The organism is Ectopseudomonas toyotomiensis (assembly GCF_900115695.1).
In the GTDB taxonomy this organism is placed as follows: Bacteria; Pseudomonadota; Gammaproteobacteria; order Pseudomonadales; family Pseudomonadaceae; genus Aquipseudomonas; species Aquipseudomonas toyotomiensis.
Genome location: NZ_FOXK01000008.1, coordinates 166,464 through 182,371, shown reverse-complemented (window position 1 = coordinate 182,371; position 15,908 = coordinate 166,464). Strand labels below are relative to the sequence as shown.

General features: G+C 64.7%; 16 protein-coding genes. 12 read left to right on the top strand and 4 right to left on the bottom strand.

The window, feature by feature from the left end; genetic code table 11:
* Window positions 1–72: 72 nt before the first annotated feature.
* Window positions 73–510 (bottom strand): winged helix-turn-helix transcriptional regulator, encoded by a 438-nt coding sequence (locus BM186_RS17655; protein ID WP_074917025.1) that lies wholly within the window; start codon window positions 508–510, stop codon window positions 73–75.
* Window positions 511–591: 81 nt separating this feature from the next.
* Here BM186_RS17655 and BM186_RS17650 point away from each other — a divergent pair, with 81 nt between their 5' ends.
* On the top strand, window positions 592–1,479 hold the full coding sequence (locus BM186_RS17650; RefSeq protein WP_074917023.1) for an SDR family oxidoreductase: 888 nt from the start codon (window positions 592–594) through the stop codon (window positions 1,477–1,479).
* On the opposite strand, the gene BM186_RS17645 is transcribed toward BM186_RS17650, so the two are convergent.
* The gene (locus tag BM186_RS17645) at window positions 1,464–2,756 is read right to left on the bottom strand and encodes an NAD(P)/FAD-dependent oxidoreductase (protein ID WP_074917021.1); all 1,293 of its coding nucleotides are present in this window, start codon (window positions 2,754–2,756) and stop codon (window positions 1,464–1,466) included. The two genes, BM186_RS17650 and BM186_RS17645, sit on opposite strands and share 16 nt — an antisense overlap.
* A gap of 129 nt (window positions 2,757–2,885) precedes the next feature.
* Here BM186_RS17645 and BM186_RS17640 point away from each other — a divergent pair, with 129 nt between their 5' ends.
* Window positions 2,886–3,635, top strand: a complete 750-nt coding sequence (locus BM186_RS17640; RefSeq protein WP_074917019.1) for an IclR family transcriptional regulator — start codon at window positions 2,886–2,888, stop codon at window positions 3,633–3,635.
* Between the two features lie 91 nt (window positions 3,636–3,726).
* Here the strand turns inward: BM186_RS17640 and BM186_RS17635 are convergent, their stop codons facing one another.
* Complete coding sequence (locus tag BM186_RS17635) at window positions 3,727–4,326, bottom strand: helix-turn-helix domain-containing protein (protein ID WP_074917017.1); 600 nt, start codon at window positions 4,324–4,326, stop codon at window positions 3,727–3,729.
* Between the two features lie 244 nt (window positions 4,327–4,570).
* Here BM186_RS17635 and glnT point away from each other — a divergent pair, with 244 nt between their 5' ends.
* From glnT to BM186_RS17585, 10 genes are all read left to right on the top strand, one after another.
* Window positions 4,571–5,905, top strand: a complete 1,335-nt coding sequence (gene glnT / locus BM186_RS17630; protein ID WP_074917015.1) for a type III glutamate--ammonia ligase — start codon at window positions 4,571–4,573, stop codon at window positions 5,903–5,905.
* A 75-nt stretch (window positions 5,906–5,980) separates the two neighbouring features.
* On the top strand, window positions 5,981–6,883 hold the full coding sequence (locus BM186_RS17625; protein ID WP_074917013.1) for a class II glutamine amidotransferase: 903 nt from the start codon (window positions 5,981–5,983) through the stop codon (window positions 6,881–6,883).
* Window positions 6,884–6,906: 23 nt separating this feature from the next.
* The gene (locus tag BM186_RS17620) at window positions 6,907–7,590 is read left to right on the top strand and encodes a GltB/FmdC/FwdC-like GXGXG domain-containing protein (RefSeq protein WP_074917011.1); all 684 of its coding nucleotides are present in this window, start codon (window positions 6,907–6,909) and stop codon (window positions 7,588–7,590) included.
* A gap of 30 nt (window positions 7,591–7,620) precedes the next feature.
* Window positions 7,621–8,946, top strand: coding sequence for an FMN-binding glutamate synthase family protein (locus BM186_RS17615; RefSeq protein ID WP_074917009.1), 1,326 nt, complete (start codon window positions 7,621–7,623; stop codon window positions 8,944–8,946).
* Between the two features lie 504 nt (window positions 8,947–9,450).
* Window positions 9,451–9,996 carry a dimethylamine monooxygenase subunit DmmA family protein gene (locus BM186_RS17610; protein ID WP_074917008.1) on the top strand — a complete coding sequence of 182 codons (546 nt, stop codon included), beginning with the start codon at window positions 9,451–9,453 and terminating at the stop codon, window positions 9,994–9,996.
* Window positions 9,993–10,952: a PDR/VanB family oxidoreductase gene (locus BM186_RS17605; RefSeq protein WP_074917006.1), complete on the top strand. Its 960-nt coding sequence runs from the start codon at window positions 9,993–9,995 to the stop codon at window positions 10,950–10,952. The genes BM186_RS17610 and BM186_RS17605 overlap by 4 nt, the downstream gene beginning before the upstream one ends.
* Before the next feature lie 59 nt (window positions 10,953–11,011).
* Window positions 11,012–12,040: a heme-dependent oxidative N-demethylase family protein gene (locus BM186_RS17600; protein ID WP_074917004.1), complete on the top strand. Its 1,029-nt coding sequence runs from the start codon at window positions 11,012–11,014 to the stop codon at window positions 12,038–12,040.
* Window positions 12,041–12,090: 50 nt separating this feature from the next.
* Complete coding sequence (locus BM186_RS17595; protein WP_074917002.1) at window positions 12,091–13,221, top strand: aminomethyl transferase family protein; 1,131 nt, start codon at window positions 12,091–12,093, stop codon at window positions 13,219–13,221.
* Window positions 13,222–13,327: 106 nt separating this feature from the next.
* On the top strand, window positions 13,328–13,666 hold the full coding sequence (locus tag BM186_RS17590; protein ID WP_074917000.1) for a DMT family transporter: 339 nt from the start codon (window positions 13,328–13,330) through the stop codon (window positions 13,664–13,666).
* A gap of 10 nt (window positions 13,667–13,676) precedes the next feature.
* Window positions 13,677–14,369, top strand: coding sequence for a type 1 glutamine amidotransferase (locus BM186_RS17585; RefSeq protein WP_074916998.1), 693 nt, complete (start codon window positions 13,677–13,679; stop codon window positions 14,367–14,369).
* Between the two features lie 22 nt (window positions 14,370–14,391).
* Here BM186_RS17585 and BM186_RS17580 read toward each other — a convergent pair whose 3' ends face one another.
* A complete protein-coding gene (locus BM186_RS17580; RefSeq protein ID WP_074916996.1) occupies window positions 14,392–15,870 on the bottom strand; it encodes an aldehyde dehydrogenase family protein in 1,479 nt (492 codons plus the stop codon).
* Window positions 15,871–15,908 lie beyond the last annotated feature (38 nt).

The following is a 15,908-nucleotide window of genomic DNA, read 5'->3' as shown; positions in this document are numbered from 1 at the left end:
CAATCCAAGAGGGCTGGGCATTGGCAGGGCCAGTGCCGCGAAGGTTTCAACGATACGAGTGAGCCGGGCAACTCAGGCCGTTTGCGCCTGTGTGGCGTCGTAGCGGGCACGGGCGTTGCCGATGGCGCCGTGGCTGTCCTCGGCCCAGGCAATCAGCCCTGCCAGCGGCACCAGCAGCGACTCGCCCAATACACTCAGGCGGTATTCCACGCTGGGCGGTTTGGTGGGGTAGACCGTCCGTTCGATCAGACCGTCGCGCTCCAGCTCGCGCAGGCTCTGGGTCAGCATGCGTTTGGAGATATCCGGTACGGCGCGGTGCACCTCGCTGAAGCGCAGTGCTTGCTGGGTGAGGGCAAGGAGAATCAGCGTCGTCCATTTACTGCCCATGTGGTCGAGCACGTCGCGCACTGGGCAGCGCTCGGCGTCGAGTGGCATCGCACTCCAGGCCTGGAAGCTGGCGGCCAGTCTGGCCCGCGCAGTGGCGGGGTTATCGCTGGGTAACCTGGTCACGAAAAGCTGCCTCCTTCCGCATTCATTGAGTCGGTCTCAGAATGAAACAAGGTTGTAATTCTAGTCCATGAGGTGAATACGATGACAACGGCAGAAACCATTCTGATCACCGGCGCATCCGGTCAATTGGGGCGACTGGTGATAGCCGCCCTGCGGCGCCGGGCACCGGCGGCGAAACTTGTCGGCATGGTGCGTGATGCCGCCAAGGCGCGTGATTTGGCTGAGCAGGGCGTCGAATTGCGAGTGGCGGACTACGCAGATCCGCTGGCACTGGCCAGCGCGCTGGTGGGTATCGACAAGCTGCTGCTGATCTCCTCTAGCGAGGTCGGTCAGCGTACGGCTCAGCATCGCAACGTGATCGACGCCGCCGTGGCTGCTGGCGTCAAACTGATCGGCTACACCAGCCTGCTGCACGCCGACAGCAGCCCGATGGCGCTGGCAGTCGAGCACCGTGAAACCGAGGCGCTGATCCGCGCTTCGGGCTTGCCGTTCGTACTGCTGCGCAATGGCTGGTACAGCGAGAACTACGCCATGGGCGTGGCGGCAGCGCTGGAACATGGTGTGGTGTTGGGCGCTGCGGCGGATGGCGCACTTTCGCTGGCTGCACGCCGCGATTACGCTGAAGCGGCTGCCGTGGTCATGTCTGATGTTGTCGCGCAGCATGCCGGCAAGGTTTACGAGTTGGCCGGTGACCAGGCCTGCACCCTGGCGGATTTCGCCGCCGAGATCACCCGCCAGAGCAATCGGCCTGTGCGCTATCAGAATCTGCCCGAGGCCGACTACAAGGCCGCGTTGATCGGTGTCGGCCTGCCCGAAGGCTTCGCGGCATTGCTGGCCGAAAGCGATGCCAAGGCAGCCAAGGGTTCGCTGTTCGAGCCGGGCAAGACGCTGAGCCAGCTTATTGGTCGCCCGAGCACGCCGCTGAGCGAAACCGTGGCGGCTGCTCTTGCCGCTCAGAGCCGGTCGTAGGCGAAAGGACGGGGATCGACCAGCGGCGTGCTGCCGTCGATCAGGTCGGCCAGCAGATGGCCGGCGCCAGGTGCGATGCCGAAGCCGTGGCCGGAATAGCCGGTGGAGAGAAACAGCCCTGGCAGCCGTTCGACCGGGCCGATCACCGGAATGGCGTCCGGGGTGACGTCCATCACCCCGGCCCAGCTCTGCTCGACGCGTATCTGGCGGAAGAAGGGGAAGGCAGCGGCCAGGGCTGTGCGTGCTTCGCTCAGAATCGCCGCAGAGGGCTGCGGGTCGAGTACGCGGCAGCGCTCGAAGGGGCTCTCGCTGTCCATGGCCCAGCGCCTGGGCTGGCGCAGTTCTTCGAGAAAGCGACCGTCCAGGCGCAGGCGCACTTCGCGAAACTGCTGGCTCAGCGCGGGCAGAAAATCGCTCAGGTAGCGGAAACTGTCCGGGGTGATCGGCGCCAGGTTGCCGTTGCGCTGGGCAATCGTATAGCCGCCGTCGGCGCGATTGCGAAAGGCATAGCGGCTGGCGCCCACGGCCAGCTCCGGGCCACCGGCCATCGCCGCGGTGCGCAGCACCGAGGCCACCACCTTGAGTTGTGGCAGGCGCAGGCCGAGGTTGGCACAGAACAGCGTCGACCAGGCGCCGCCGGCCAGTACCACGCTGCTGCAGCTCAGGCGGCCGCGTTCGCTGTACAGCCCGGCGATTCGGCCCGCGGCGATATCCACGCCCCGTACCGCGCAGCCGGTGACGATGCGGGCGCCCATGCGTTGCGCGGCGCGCGCGATCACGGCACTAGCGCGGTGCGGCTCGGCGCGGCCATCGCTGGGTGTATGCAGCGCGCCGCTCCAGCCTGCAGCGGCGCCTTCGGGCATCACCCGCAGCAGCTCTTTGCCTTCCAGCAGCCGTGCGTGCACGCCATGGGCGCTGGCGGCCTGTAGCCAATCGGCCTGCTGTTGCAACTGGCGCGGGTTTTCACAGGCATAGAGCACGCCGCTACGGCGAAACCCCAGCTCTTCGCCAAGATGCGTCTGCCAGGTATCCCACAGGTGCAGGCTGGCCATGGCCAGGGGGATTTCGGCCAGGTCGCGGCCAATGCTGCGGCACCAGCCCCAGTTGCGCGAGGATTGTTCGGCGCCGACCAGGCCCTTTTCCAGTAGGGTCACGGCGATGCCTCGACGGGCCAGCCAATAAGCCGTGCTGACGCCGATGATGCCGCCGCCGATGATGGCGACCTCGGTGCTCTCGGGCAGCTTGTCGCTGGCCACCTGTTCGATCTGCGGATACATGCACAAGCTCTCCGGGGTAGGGTGCGCTGCGCGCACCAAAGGAAGGTGATGTGAGCATGCCCTGGCCGATGGGGCGTGCAATTTGCATCGCGCTGGCCGGCCTTCCTTTATCAGTATGTGAGAAAAGCCATGAGTGGCACCCAGAGCCTGGAGCGGGCATTTCTGCTGTTGCGTGTGATCGCTGCGACCGGCCAGCAGGGCGCCAGCCTGGATGAACTGCGTGCGGCGCTTGGCTGTTCGCAGGCCACCGCCTACCGCCTGCTGCAGTACCTGCGCCGGCAGGGCTTCGTGCGTGGCGCGCCGCAGCGCGGTCGCTACGTGCTGGGCTATGAGCTGTTTGCCCTCGGTGCTCAGGCCGGCAATGCCAGCGCCCTGCGCGAACGGGCACGGCTGGTGCTGTTGCGCCTGGCGCAGCGCTTTGGCGATACCTTCTTTTTACTAGTGGCGGACGGTCATCAGGTGTTGTGCCTGGACATGCTGGCCGGCCAACTGCCGGTGCAGAGTTACAGCGGCACGGTGGGTGGTCGCATCCCCATGGGCGTCGGCCAGGCCTCGCAGGTGCTGCTGGCCTGGCTCGGGCGCGGCGAGCGCAACGAGATCCTCGCCCACAACGCCGCCACGCTGCGCCTGGACTATGGCCTGGAAGTGCAGCGCATCGCCGCCAGCCTGCCTAGCGTCAGGCGCCTGGGCTACGCCAGCGGTCTGGTGGACAAGCGCCTGCCGGGTTACACCGGTCTGGCGGTGCCTATCCTAGGTGCTGATGGCCGACCTTTGGGAGCGCTGAGTTGCGCATTGGCGCGAGCGCGGATGACCGATGCGCGGCGCGAGACGTTGGCGCAAATGATGAGGAAAGAGGCGCGGCAGTTGGGGCAGACGTAGCGTGGTCGTGACCAAGGCTGGAGCGCCCTAGCCCCGACCTTGGTCATGCAGTTAGGGCGCGCTATCAGATCTCGGCAGCCATCCGACCCGCTCAATCCGCCCCGTAGTTCATGATCGACAGCAGGCGGATAGGCACCTTCACCAGTTTCTCCGGGCCGTGGGGCACTTCGCCGTCGAAGGTCAGGCTGTCGCCGGCCTGCATCGGATAGAGCTGGTTGCCGTGGCGGTAAACCAGTTCACCCTCCAGCAGATGGAGGAATTCGGTGCCGGGATGGGCGAAGGTGGGGAACTCCTCGCTGGCGTCGTCCATGCTCACCATGTAGGCCTCGAAGCTCTTCTTCGGTCCACGGGTGTGGTTGAGCAGGCGATAGGTGTGACCCTTGTCGGTGCCGCGACGCACCACTTCCAGGCCTTCGCCGCCCTTCACCAGTAGGGCACCGCCGCCTTGCTGGTCGTACTGGCTGAACAGCTTGGACATGGGCATGCCCAGCACATCGCAAAGACGGCTGAGGGTATCGAGGCTGGTGGAGACCTGGGCGTTCTCGATCTTGCTCAGCATGCCCTGGCTGATCCCGGCGATGCGCGCCACGTCGGCGATCTTCAGTTCCTGGGCCTGGCGCTGGCGGCGAATCTGCATGCCCAGGTATTGCTCGAGCTTGAGACGGGGAGGCGTTTCCGGCGTGGTGGTCATACAGGCTTATTTCTTCTGTGAATAAAAAATTCGCACCAGGAATGTGCGGACTGCCTTGCTTCGGTGCGTTTTTGGTTCGCGACTTTCCTCGTATGAAAGCATTTTTCTTCGGTAGATAGAAGAAAGACGCGGGTTCCCGGTAGGTATGGTCCTGGCATGGCCAGTTGGCAAGCTGCTTGCATTTCTTTTGGGGAAAATAAAATTCCCCAGCGGAATAATGGCGACACCACCGGAGGCCCCAATCATGTTGCCCAGTGAAACCCAGAAAATCATCGACCAGCACGGCATCAAGTACGTGCTGGCCCAGTTCGTCGATATCCACGGTGCAGCCAAGACCAAGTCGGTGCCCGTCTCGGGGCTCAAGGCGGTGGCCGAGGAGGGCGCCGGCTTCGCCGGGTTCGCCATCTGGGGCATGGGCATGGAGCCGCACGGCCCGGACTTCATGGCCCGTGGCGATCTTTCCACGTTGATGCCGGTGCCCTGGCAGCCGGGTTATGGTCGCGTGGTGTGCATCGGTCATGTCAATGGCGAGCCGCACCCCTATGACACCCGCTACGTATTGCAGCAGCAGGTGCAGCGCCTGACGGATCGGGGCTGGACGCTCAATACTGGCCTGGAGCCGGAATTCAGCCTGTTCCGTCGCGATGCCGCAGGCAAGTTGGTGCCGGTGGATGCCAGCGACAAGCTGGAGAAGCCCTGCTACGACTACAAGGGCCTGTCGCGTTCGCGCGTGTTCCTGGAAAAACTTACCGAGGCGCTGCAGCCGGTGGGCTTCGATATCTACCAGATCGACCACGAGGACGCCTGCGGCCAGTTCGAGATCAACTACACCTACAGCGATGCCATGGAGTCGGCGGATCGCTTCACCTTCTTCCGCATGGCTGCCGGTGAGATCGCGAATGATCTGGGCATGATCTGCTCGTTCATGCCCAAGCCGGATCCGCGCCGTGCCGGCAATGGCATGCACTTCCACCTGTCGATCGGCAGCGCCAGCAGCAAGAACCTCTTCCATGACGCCAGCGACCCGAGCGGCATGGGCCTGTCCAAGCTGGCCTATCACTTCCTCGGCGGCCTGCTGGCGCATGGCCCGGCGCTGTGCGCCTTTGCCGCGCCGACGGTGAACTCCTACAAGCGCCTGGTCGTTGGCCGCTCGCTATCCGGCGCGACCTGGGCGCCGGCCTTCATCGCCTATGGCGACAACAACCGTTCGGCGATGCTGCGCATTCCCTACGGGCGTATCGAGTTCCGCTTGCCGGACGCCGGTTGCAACCCCTACCTGGTCACCGCCGCGATCATCGCCGCCGGCCTCGACGGCATCGACCGCCAGCTCGATCCGGGCAAGGCCTGCAACGAGAACCTCTACAAGCTCAGCCTGGAAGAGATCGCTGCCCGTGGCATCAACACCCTGCCGCAGTCGCTCAAGGAAGCCTGTGACGAGCTGGAGGCCGACCCGCTGTTCCGCGAGGTGTTGGGCGCCGAGATCGTCGACGAATTCCTCAAGCTCAAGCGCATGGAGTGGGTCGAGTACAGCCGCCACGTCTCCGACTGGGAGATCGAGCGTTACACCGAATTCTTCTAGCCGAACGCCCGCCCGCGCGGGCACACGCCAACGCCACTGAACGAGCCTCCCTCGGGGAGGTGATGAGGATTTTTTATGTGTGGAATCGTAGGTCTGTACCTGAAGAACCCGGCGCTGGAGAACCAGCTCGGCGCACTCTTCGAACCTATGCTGCTGGCCATGACCGACCGTGGCCCGGATAGCGCCGGCTTCGCCATCTACGGCGACGAGGTGAAGGACGGCTGGATCAAGCTGACCCTGCAGAGCACGGTAGCCGGCTATGACTTCAAGGCCCTGATGGGCGAGCTGGAAGGTCGCCTGGGCTGCTCGCTGGAGTGGTTTCAGAACGCCAGCGCCGCCGTGCTCAAGACCAATGCCGACGAGGCGGCCGTGCGCGCCGTGCTCGCCGAGCTGGCACCGGCCGTGCGCGTGATGAGCGTCGGCCAGAGCATCGAGATCCTCAAGGGCATGGGCCTGCCGAAGGAAATCGCCGAGCGCTTCTCGCTGGCCAAGATGAAGGGTAGCCACATCATCGGTCACACCCGTATGGCTACCGAGAGCGCGGTGACCATGGAAGGCAGCCACCCGTTCTCCACCGGCCAGGATCTGTGCCTGGTGCATAACGGTTCGCTGTCCAACCACTTCCGTCTGCGCCAGGAACTGCGCCGCCACGGCATCGAGTTCGAGACCGAGAACGACACCGAGGTGGCCGCCGGCTACCTGACCTGGCGCCTGCGCCAGGGCGATTCGCTCAAGGAAGCGCTCGACCATTCGTTGGAAGACCTCGATGGCTTCTTCACCTTCGCCATCGGCACCCGCGACGGTTTCGCAGTGATCCGCGACCCGATTGCCTGCAAGCCGGCGATTCTCGCCGAGACCGACGACTACGTGGCCATGGCTTCGGAATACCAGGCCTTGTCGACCCTGCCGGGTATCGACAAAGCCAAGGTGTGGGAGCCGGAGCCGGCGACCATGTACATCTGGGAACGCAGCGCCTGATTTTGCGAGTTGGAGACTACATCATGAAAACCATCGACCTTTCCAGCGCCACCGTGCGCGAGCTGAACCAGGCGCTGCACGAGCAGGCCAGGACCCTCACCGAGCGCGAGTGGGTGGTGAGCAATCCGGGCGGCAAGCACAACCTCGCCGTGGGCCTCAACGAAGCGCTGAGCGTGGAGATCGACGGCCACGCCGGCTATTACTGCGCGGGCATGAACCAGAAGGCCAGCGTCACCATTCACGGCAACGTCGGTGTCGGCGTGGCCGAGAACATGATGAGCGGCATGGTGCGCATCAAGGGCAGCGCCTCGCAGTCCGCTGGCGCTACTGCCCATGGCGGTTTGCTGGTGATCGAGGGCGATGCCGGCGCGCGCTGCGGCATCTCGATGAAGGGCGTCGACATCGTCGTCGGCGGCAACATCGGCCACATGAGCTGCTTCATGGGTCAGGCGGGTAGGCTCGTTGTTTGCGGCGATGCCGGCGACGCGCTGGGCGATTCGCTCTACGAGACGCGCATCTACGTCAAGGGCACGGTCAAGTCGCTGGGCTCGGACTGCATCGAGAAGGACATGCGCCCCGAACATCTGGAGGAACTCGCTGAGCTGCTCAACCGCGCCGGCTTCGACGAAGATCCGGCCAGCTTCAAGCGCTACGGCTCGGCGCGTCAGCTGTACAACTTCAAGGTCGACAACGCTTCGGCGTACTGATCGCGCACCCTGCCCGAAGAGGAATTTGCAATGAGCGAAAAAATCACCCCGGTGCTGCGCGAGTCCGCCACCTTCGACCGCCTGTCCATCCAGGAAATCCAGCGTGCCGCCGAAACCGGCATCTACGACATCCGTGGCGGTGGCACCAAGCGCAAGCTGCCGCACTTCGACGACCTGCTGCTGCTCGGCGCCTCCATGTCGCGCTACCCGCTGGAAGGCTACCGCGAGAAATGCGGCACCGACGTGGTGCTGGGCAACCGCTTCGCCAAGAAGCCGATCCACCTGAAGATTCCGGTGACCATTGCCGGCATGAGTTTCGGCGCGCTGTCGGCGCAAGCCAAGGAAGCTCTCGGCCGTGGCGCCACCATCGCCGGCACCAGCACCACCACCGGTGACGGCGGTATGACCCCGGAAGAGCGCGGCCAGTCGCAGAACCTGGTTTACCAGTACCTGCCGTCGCGCTACGGCATGAACCCGGACGACCTGCGTAAGGCCGATGCCATCGAGATCGTCCTTGGCCAGGGCGCCAAGCCGGGCGGCGGCGGCATGCTGCTGGGCATGAAGGTTACCGAGCGCGTGGCCGGCATGCGCACGCTGCCGATCGGTGTCGATCAGCGCAGCGCCTGTCGTCACCCGGACTGGACGGGCCCGGATGATCTGGCGATCAAGATCGCCGAGATCCGCGAGATCACCGACTGGGAAAAACCCATCTACGTGAAGATCGGCGCCAGCCGCCCGTACTACGACGTCAAGCTGGCGGTGAAGGCCGGCGCCGACGTGATCGTCCTCGACGGTATGCAGGGCGGTACTGCCGCGACCCAGGAAGTGTTCATCGAGCACGTCGGCATTCCGATTCTCTCGGCCATCCCGCAAGCCGTGCAGGCCCTGCAGGAGATGGACATGCACCGCAAGGTGCAACTGATCGTTTCCGGCGGCATCCGTACCGGCGCCGACGTGGCCAAGGCCATGGCCCTGGGTGCTGACGCCGTGGCCATCGGCACAGCCGCCTTGATCGCCCTGGGCGACAACCACCCGCGTCTGGATGAGGAACTGAAAGCCATCGGCTCGGCTGCCGGCTACTACGATGACTGGCAGAACGGTCGCGACCCGGCTGGCATCACCACCCAGGACCCGGAGCTGGCCAAGCGTCTCGATCCGGTCGCCGCTGGCCGCCGCCTGGCCAACTACCTGCGCGTGCTGGTGCTGGAGGCGCAGACCATGGCTCGCGCCTGCGGCAAGTCGCACCTGCACAACCTCGACCCCGAGGACCTGGTAGCTCTGACCGTGGAAGCCGCTGCCATGGCCCGTGTGCCATTGGCTGGTACCAACTGGGTGCCGGGGCAATTGCAATACTGAAGCGGTAGGCGCTCATTCATGGATGAGCGCCTATAGGGTACTTCCCCATCCCCAGATGTCTGCATGCGGCCGGTCGACGCGGATTCATCCGCGATCAGGATTGGCCGCTGCGGCTACAGATACCAACCCAAGCGCCGTTCGCCAGCGCTTGGGTTGGTGCCGGCCGAATTCACAGGTCTTCGTCAAGAATGTTGAGGCGCGTTCGGTTGAGCTGACTACGCGCGCACTTCATCCGTGGTCTCTCTTCGTCACCCTTCTGCCCTGTTTTCACCGCTCAAGAACGCTCTTCAAAAAATGCCCAGGTGCGCCATCGCAGCGCGCTTTGCCCTGCCGTTGTGCAGGTTTTGAGCAGTTTTGGATGCCTGTCTGTCGTTTTCCAAGTGGCTGCGCGCGGATCAAGAAATGGCACATTTCATGCTTTCCCTGTAAGAACAAAAAGTTCTTCAGGGGAATTTACTCTGAAGCAAACCGACCATCGCCTTGCGCTCACCCGGAGGGTTTCCGATGACAGCATCCAGTGCCGAACCCATGTTCAGTACCCCACGTTATGCCACCGATGTGTCCCGACATACGGCCAGTCGCCGTATCGTGGTGGCGCAGCAGGCGAGTCTGGCCACCAGGCTGCTCGACCACCCTGCGCCGACTCTGCTGCTGTGCCTGGGCGAGACGTTGCCGGGCAGTGTCGAGCAGGAGAGCCTGCCCAGCAGCGAAGCGCTGTACCTGCGCTTGCAAATGCTGCTGGAGCAGGCCCAGGCCGGCACCCGCTTGTACGTCTGTGGCGATGAAAGCTTTCTCTGGCACGTCCATCGCCTGGCATGGCAGGCCGGCCTGCTCGGCGACGAAATCGAACTGTTCAAGCAGGGCGCGCGACGCCGCCTCTACTGCGTGCACTGCGGGCATTTTCAGGACATCGGCAGAGAAGGCGAGTGCACCTGTGGCCAGTGCCGGGTGAAGTTATTCGTCCGTGAGCATTTCTCTCAGCGCCTCGGTGCCTACATGGGCGTCTGCATCGACCCGGACAGCCCCTATGCGCCAGAGGTGCAGTCATGAGCGCGATGATCGAGGTGCAGGTCACCGACGTGCGTCAACTGACCCCGGTGGTGCGCGAGTTCAGCTTTCGCGCTATCGACGGCATGCTGCCGGGCTTTTCCTGCGGCAGCCACGTGCAGGTGGTATTGCCGACCGAGGGGCGCACGTTGCGCAATGCCTATTCGCTGCTGGGCGATCCGCGCGACAGTGGTGTGTACCGCATCGCTGTGCGCCTGCAGGAAACTTCGCGTGGCGGTTCGCGTTACCTGCACGAGCAGGTCAGGGTGGGCGACCGTTTGCAGATCGGTGCGCCGAGCAACCTGTTTGCGCTGCATTCGCAGGCCCGCCATCACATCCTGGTGGCTGGTGGCATCGGTATCACCCCGTTCATGGCCTATCTGGCCGACCTGCAGGCCAGCGACGAAGCGACGCCCGGTACCTCCTTCGAGTTGCATTACGCCTACCGCAGCGGTCTGACCGACGCCTATGCCAGCGAGCTGCGCGAGCGTCTGGGCGAGCGTTTCCACGGTTACGACGCTGCCGCCGGCCAGCGTCTGGACTGCGCCAGCCTGTTCGCCGGCAAGCCGCTTGGCAGTCACCTTTACGTCTGCGGTCCGCAGCGCCTGCTTGATGAGCTCAAGACCCTGGCCGCCGCCCAGGGCTGGTCGGCCGGGCGCCTGCACTGGGAGGCCTTCGCTGCACCCGAGCCGGGCCAGCCCTTCACCGTCGAGTTGGCGCGCAGTGGTCAGCGCCTGCAGGTGCCGAGTGACCACAGCCTGCTCGAAGCGCTGGAGGCGGCCGGTGTCGAGGTACCCAACCTGTGCCGGGGCGGCGTATGCGGCCAATGCATCACGCGCTACCTGAGTGGCGAGGTGGAGCACCGCGATCACTATCTGGACGAGCAGCAGCGCGGTGAGGCGCTGATGCCCTGTGTTTCTCGTGGCGGCTGCTCCGGCACGCTACTGCTCGATCTCTAGGGGCGTATGTCCCTAACGCTTGGTCATGGTGCGCAGGGCGCACCCTACAGGAGAGAGTCATGTCCGTCGTGATGAAGCCGCTGGAAACCTACCGGGACGATTTCACCTTCAGCAACAGCCCGCAGGCCATCGCCCGCTTTCCCTTTCCGTTTCCCGAGGACAGCTACATGTACTCGGTCAACCTCGAACCGGCCACGCCGCGTGAGCCGGGTTCGGTGTTCGAGCACTGGTTCGACATCGATGAGCACTACGTCTCGGAGATGGCCGAGCGTGCCTGCGTGCTGGAGAAGGATCCGGATCGCTGCCTGGTGATGCCGCACATGGCCCAGGCCGCCTGGGACACCCTGGAAATGCTGATGGAGCACCTGGCCGCCGACTACCCCGAGCATTTCGCCCTGCAGCGCGAGGGCGATCAATGGCTGTGGATCAACCGCCCGCTGGGCATCGAGCAGCGCTTCACCTTCGGCGATGCCAGCACGCTGCCCTACGAGCCGCTGGAATACATCACGCGCCAGGCGCAGGGCGATTTCGCCGTGCTCGATCAGCGCGATGGCGACCTGTTCATGGACGCCGGCATGGTCACCTGCCCGGCGGACTGGTCGATCAAGTTCGACGCCGGCATGAGCTTCAAGCAGTGGCACGCTCCGGTGCCGGGTGTGGCGCATCAGCTCGGTGTGTTCGACCGTGCGCTGAAGTACCTGCTGAACATCCAGGTCGGCCAGCCGGTGCGCCGCCTGAACTGGACCATGACCATCAACCCGCGCCTGGATACCTCCTCGGAGACCTTTCACGAATGGGGCCATGAGCGCGGCCTGGTGACGCCGGAGAATGTCGCGCGGCGGGTGCACCTGCGCGTCGAGCTGCAGTTCATGCCGCGTCTGCCACGCAGCAATGCGCTGCTGTTCGGCATCCGCACCTACCTGATTAGCCTCGAGGAGCTGGCCACCAACCCGGCCTGGGCCTGTCGTTTGCACCGCGTGCTGCGCGACCTGCCGGACGAGATCGCCGACTACAAGGGCCTGACTCGCTACCGGCAGACCGTGGTGGATTGGCTGCGCCAGTTCGATCCACAGGCCCAGGCCGCCTGAATCCATTTCCTGCAACGCAGGCCCAACGACGAACAACAGGAGACACAGACATGGCCAATTCCTGGCGTATTTCCGCCCTTGCCGAGCGTCACCGCGCACTGGGTTCCAAGCTCGAGGACTGGAGCGGCATGGGGACCGCCTGGACCTATGCCAGCGACCTGGCCGACGAGCACGAGGCGATCCGCACTCGCGCCGGCCTGATGGACGTATCCGGGCTGAAGAAGGTGCACTACGTCGGCCCGCATGCCGAAAGCCTGCTGGAGTACGCCACTAGCCGCGACATTTCCAAGGTCTACCCGGGCAAGAGCGTCTACGCCACCATGCTCAACGAAGCCGGCAAGTTCGTCGACGACTGCGTGATCTACCGCACCGGCCCCAACGCCTTCATGGTAGTGCACGGCTCCGGCAACGGCCATGAGATGCTCGTGCGTTCGGCTCAGGGCCGGCAGGTGGCGGTGCTGTTCGACGACGACCTGCACGACCTGTCGCTGCAAGGCCCGCTGGCGGTGGACTTTCTCGCCGAGCACGTGCCGGGCATTCGCGAGCTGCCGTATTTCCACCACCTGCAGACCAAGCTGTTCGACCGCCCGGTGATGATCTCGCGTACCGGTTACACCGGCGAGCGCGGCTACGAGATCTTCTGCAAGGCGGCCGACGCGCCGGCGATCTGGGACGGCATTCTGGAGCAGGGCAAGGGCCTGGGCATCATCCCCTGCGCCTTTACCGCGCTGGACTGGCTGCGGGTGGAGAGCTACCTGCTGTTCTTCCCCTACGACAACTCCGAGATGTATCCCTTCGCCGACCAGCCGGCCGGCGACACGCTCTGGGAGCTGGGCCTGGACTTCACCGTGTCGCCGACCAAGGGGGAGTTCCGCGGGGGCAACGAGCACCGCCGCCTGCAGGGCAAGGAGCGCTTCAAGATCTTCGGCGTGCTGCTCGACGGCGACAAGGCTGCCGAGGCCGGCGACACGCTGTGGGCCGACGGCAAGCAGGTGGGTGTGATCACCTGCGCCATGTACTCGCGACTGTCCGGCAAATCCATGGCCATCGCGCGCATGGACGTGCCCTACGCAGAGCAGGGCGCGCCGCTGGAAGTAAAAGGCAGCCTGGCGGTCAGCGCCATCGCCCACAGTCTGCCATTCGATGACCCGGAGAAGAAAAAGCGTACGGCCAAGGGCTGAGTGTTCGGTGCCGCGACCGGGAGCCGTCGCGGACAGGGGTTCCTGGGGCAAGGGAACAGGGCCATAGGGACATGGCCCGATTTGCCTCCACTTCAAGGAGAAGACGATGGCTTGGTTGAACGGTTGGGGTTTCCTGCTGCTGGCCGGTATCTGTGAGGTGTTCTATGCCTCGATCATTCCGCGTACCGATGGTTTCACCCGTCTATGGCCAAGCCTGTACTGCGCGTTTTTCCTGGCACTGAGCATCTATCTGCTGAGCCTGTCGGTGCGCGAGTTGCCACTGGGCCTGGCCTACGCGGTGTGGGTTGGCATCGGCACCCTGGGCACGGTGGCCTATGGCGCCATGTTTCTCGGCGAGAGCCTGAATCTGTTGCGCAGCCTGTGCCTGGTGATGATCGTCGCTGGCATCGTCGGCCTGAAACTGGCAAGCCACGAGACGGCGTAAGGAGCAGGTCATGCATGTACAGGTATTGCAGCACGTGCCTTTCGAAGGTGTTGGCAGCATGGCCGACTGGTTCCAGGTGCGCGGCGCCACTGTGCACTACACGCGTTTCTTCGAGGCGGATGCGCGCTTGCCCGACCCCGCCAGCTGCGACCTGATCGTCGCCATGGGTGGGCCGATGAGCGTCAACGACGAAGCCGAGCTGCCCTGGCTGATCGAGGAGAAGACCTTCCTGCGCCAGGCCATCGAGCAGGGCATCGCCGTGCTGGGCGTCTGCCTGGGGGCGCAATTGATTGCCAGCGCACTGGGCGCTCGTGTGCAGCCCAATCCTGTGGCCGAGATCGGCTGGTTTCCGGTCTGGCGGGCGGAGTCGGTCGGCGAGAGCTGCTTCGTCTTTCCCGACCGTATCGAGCTGTTGCACTGGCACGGCGAAACCTTCGCATTGCCCGAAGGTGCCAGGCTGCTGGCCTCCAGCGAGGCGTGCCGGCATCAGGCGTTCCAGCTCGGGCGGCGGGTGATCGGTCTGCAATGCCATCCGGAGATGACGCCCGCCATCATCGCCGACCTGTTGGACGCATGCGCCGATGAGCTCAGGCCCGGTCCCTGGGTACAAACCCCCGCGCAATTGGCTGGCGAACCACGTAGCTACCTGCCAGGCAACGTGCTGATGGCGCGGGTGCTGGATTATCTGTTGGCGGGGCGTTAACCGCCCCAGCGTCAACATTCTCCTATTGCAAGTACCAGCCCCACGCTTCGCTACTTTCATAGCGGGTGATCTGCTTGGTTTCCAGGTAGTTGTTCAGACCCCACTCGCCCAACTCGCGACCGATGCCGCTGCGTTTGACGCCGCCCCAGGGCAGTTCGCTGAAGGTGGGTTGCGAGCAGTTGATCCAGACGATGCCGGCCTGCAAGGCCTGGGCGACGCGCTCGCAGCGCTGGAGATCCCTGGACATCACCGCGGCCGCCAGGCCGAATTCGCTGTCATTGGCCAGTTGCAAGGCCTCGGCCTCCGTGTCGAACGGATTGACGCAGACCACCGGGCCGAAGATTTCCTCGCGCCACAGGGCGCAATTCAGCGGTACGTCGGCAAATACCGTGGGCTGCATGAACCAGCCCTGGTCCTGCTCGGCAGGCCGTTTGCCGCCGCAGATCAGGCGGGCGCCATCGGCGATGCCCTGAGTAATAGCGGTGCTGACTTTGACGTGCTGGCCGGCGCTGACCAGCGGGCCGAGCAGCACGCCTGCCTCCAGCCCGTTGCCGATACGAATCTTCTGCGCTTCATCGCTCAGGCGCTGCAGCAGGGCGGGGTACAGCGAGCGTTCCACCAGCACGCGCGAGGTGGCGGAGCAGACCTGGCCCTGGTTCCAGAAGATGCCGAACATGATCCATTCCACTGCCGCTTCGATGTCACTGTCGGCGAAGACGATGAAGGGCGATTTGCCGCCCAGCTCCAGGCTGATGTTCTTCACCTCACGGGCCGCGGCCTGCATGATTCGGCTGCCGGTCGGCACGCTGCCGGTAAAGGCGATCTTGTCGATGCCTGGGTGTTCCACCAGCGCCGCGCCGGCTTCGCTGCCCAGGCCGGGCAGCACGTTGAGCACGCCCGGCGGCAGGCCGGCGGCGTTGACGATGGTCGCCAGTTCCAGCGCGCTCAGCGGCGTCAGCTCGGAAGGCTTGAGGACCATGGCGCAGCCGGCGGCCAGTGCCGGAGCGACTTTCCAGGCGGCCATCAGCAGGGGGTAGTTCCAGGGGATGACCGCAGCAGCCACGCCCACGGGTTGGCGCACGACGCTGGCGCGAAAGCGCTTGTCGCCCAGTGCTATCGGGCGTTCGTCGTCATCCAGACGCGCCGCGAGGTCCGCGTAGAAATCGAAACAGCCAGCGGCGTCGGCGATATCCCACTGCGCTTCGGGCAATGGTTTGCCATTGTCCCGGACCTCGAGCACAGCCAGTTCGTCCTGGCGCGCGCGGATGCCATCGGCGATACGCCTGAGCACGCCGGCACGTTCGTGTCCGCTAAGTCGCGGCCAGCTTCCTTCATCGAAAGCGCGGCGGGCGGCACCTACGGCCAGATCCACATCCGTGCGGCCGGCTGCGGCGACTTTCGCCAGCAGGCTGGCATCGCTGGGGTCGAAGACCTCGAAGTACTCACCGCTCTGTGGTGCGAGCCACTGGCCGTCGATGAACAGGTGTGGACGGTCGAGCATGGCGGCTCCTTGCTGTGATCGGGTGGAATGGGTTGTCG

Excerpts from the sequence above, each read along its gene's own strand:
- BM186_RS17650 (WP_074917023.1), top strand. The coding sequence starts at position 592 with ATGACAACGGCAGAAACCATTCTGATCACCGGCGCATCCGGTCAATTG.
- BM186_RS17645 (WP_074917021.1), bottom strand. The coding sequence starts at position 2,756 with ATGTATCCGCAGATCGAACAGGTGGCCAGCGACAAGCTGCCCGAGAGC.
- BM186_RS17640 (WP_074917019.1), top strand. The coding sequence starts at position 2,886 with ATGAGTGGCACCCAGAGCCTGGAGCGGGCATTTCTGCTGTTGCGTGTG.
- BM186_RS17635 (WP_074917017.1), bottom strand. The coding sequence starts at position 4,326 with ATGACCACCACGCCGGAAACGCCTCCCCGTCTCAAGCTCGAGCAATAC.
- glnT (WP_074917015.1), top strand. The coding sequence starts at position 4,571 with ATGTTGCCCAGTGAAACCCAGAAAATCATCGACCAGCACGGCATCAAG.
- BM186_RS17625 (WP_074917013.1), top strand. The coding sequence starts at position 5,981 with ATGTGTGGAATCGTAGGTCTGTACCTGAAGAACCCGGCGCTGGAGAAC.
- BM186_RS17620 (WP_074917011.1), top strand. The coding sequence starts at position 6,907 with ATGAAAACCATCGACCTTTCCAGCGCCACCGTGCGCGAGCTGAACCAG.
- BM186_RS17615 (WP_074917009.1), top strand. The coding sequence starts at position 7,621 with ATGAGCGAAAAAATCACCCCGGTGCTGCGCGAGTCCGCCACCTTCGAC.
- BM186_RS17610 (WP_074917008.1), top strand. The coding sequence starts at position 9,451 with ATGACAGCATCCAGTGCCGAACCCATGTTCAGTACCCCACGTTATGCC.
- BM186_RS17605 (WP_074917006.1), top strand. The coding sequence starts at position 9,993 with ATGAGCGCGATGATCGAGGTGCAGGTCACCGACGTGCGTCAACTGACC.
- BM186_RS17600 (WP_074917004.1), top strand. The coding sequence starts at position 11,012 with ATGTCCGTCGTGATGAAGCCGCTGGAAACCTACCGGGACGATTTCACC.
- BM186_RS17595 (WP_074917002.1), top strand. The coding sequence starts at position 12,091 with ATGGCCAATTCCTGGCGTATTTCCGCCCTTGCCGAGCGTCACCGCGCA.
- BM186_RS17590 (WP_074917000.1), top strand. The coding sequence starts at position 13,328 with ATGGCTTGGTTGAACGGTTGGGGTTTCCTGCTGCTGGCCGGTATCTGT.
- BM186_RS17585 (WP_074916998.1), top strand. The coding sequence starts at position 13,677 with ATGCATGTACAGGTATTGCAGCACGTGCCTTTCGAAGGTGTTGGCAGC.
- BM186_RS17580 (WP_074916996.1), bottom strand. The coding sequence starts at position 15,870 with ATGCTCGACCGTCCACACCTGTTCATCGACGGCCAGTGGCTCGCACCA.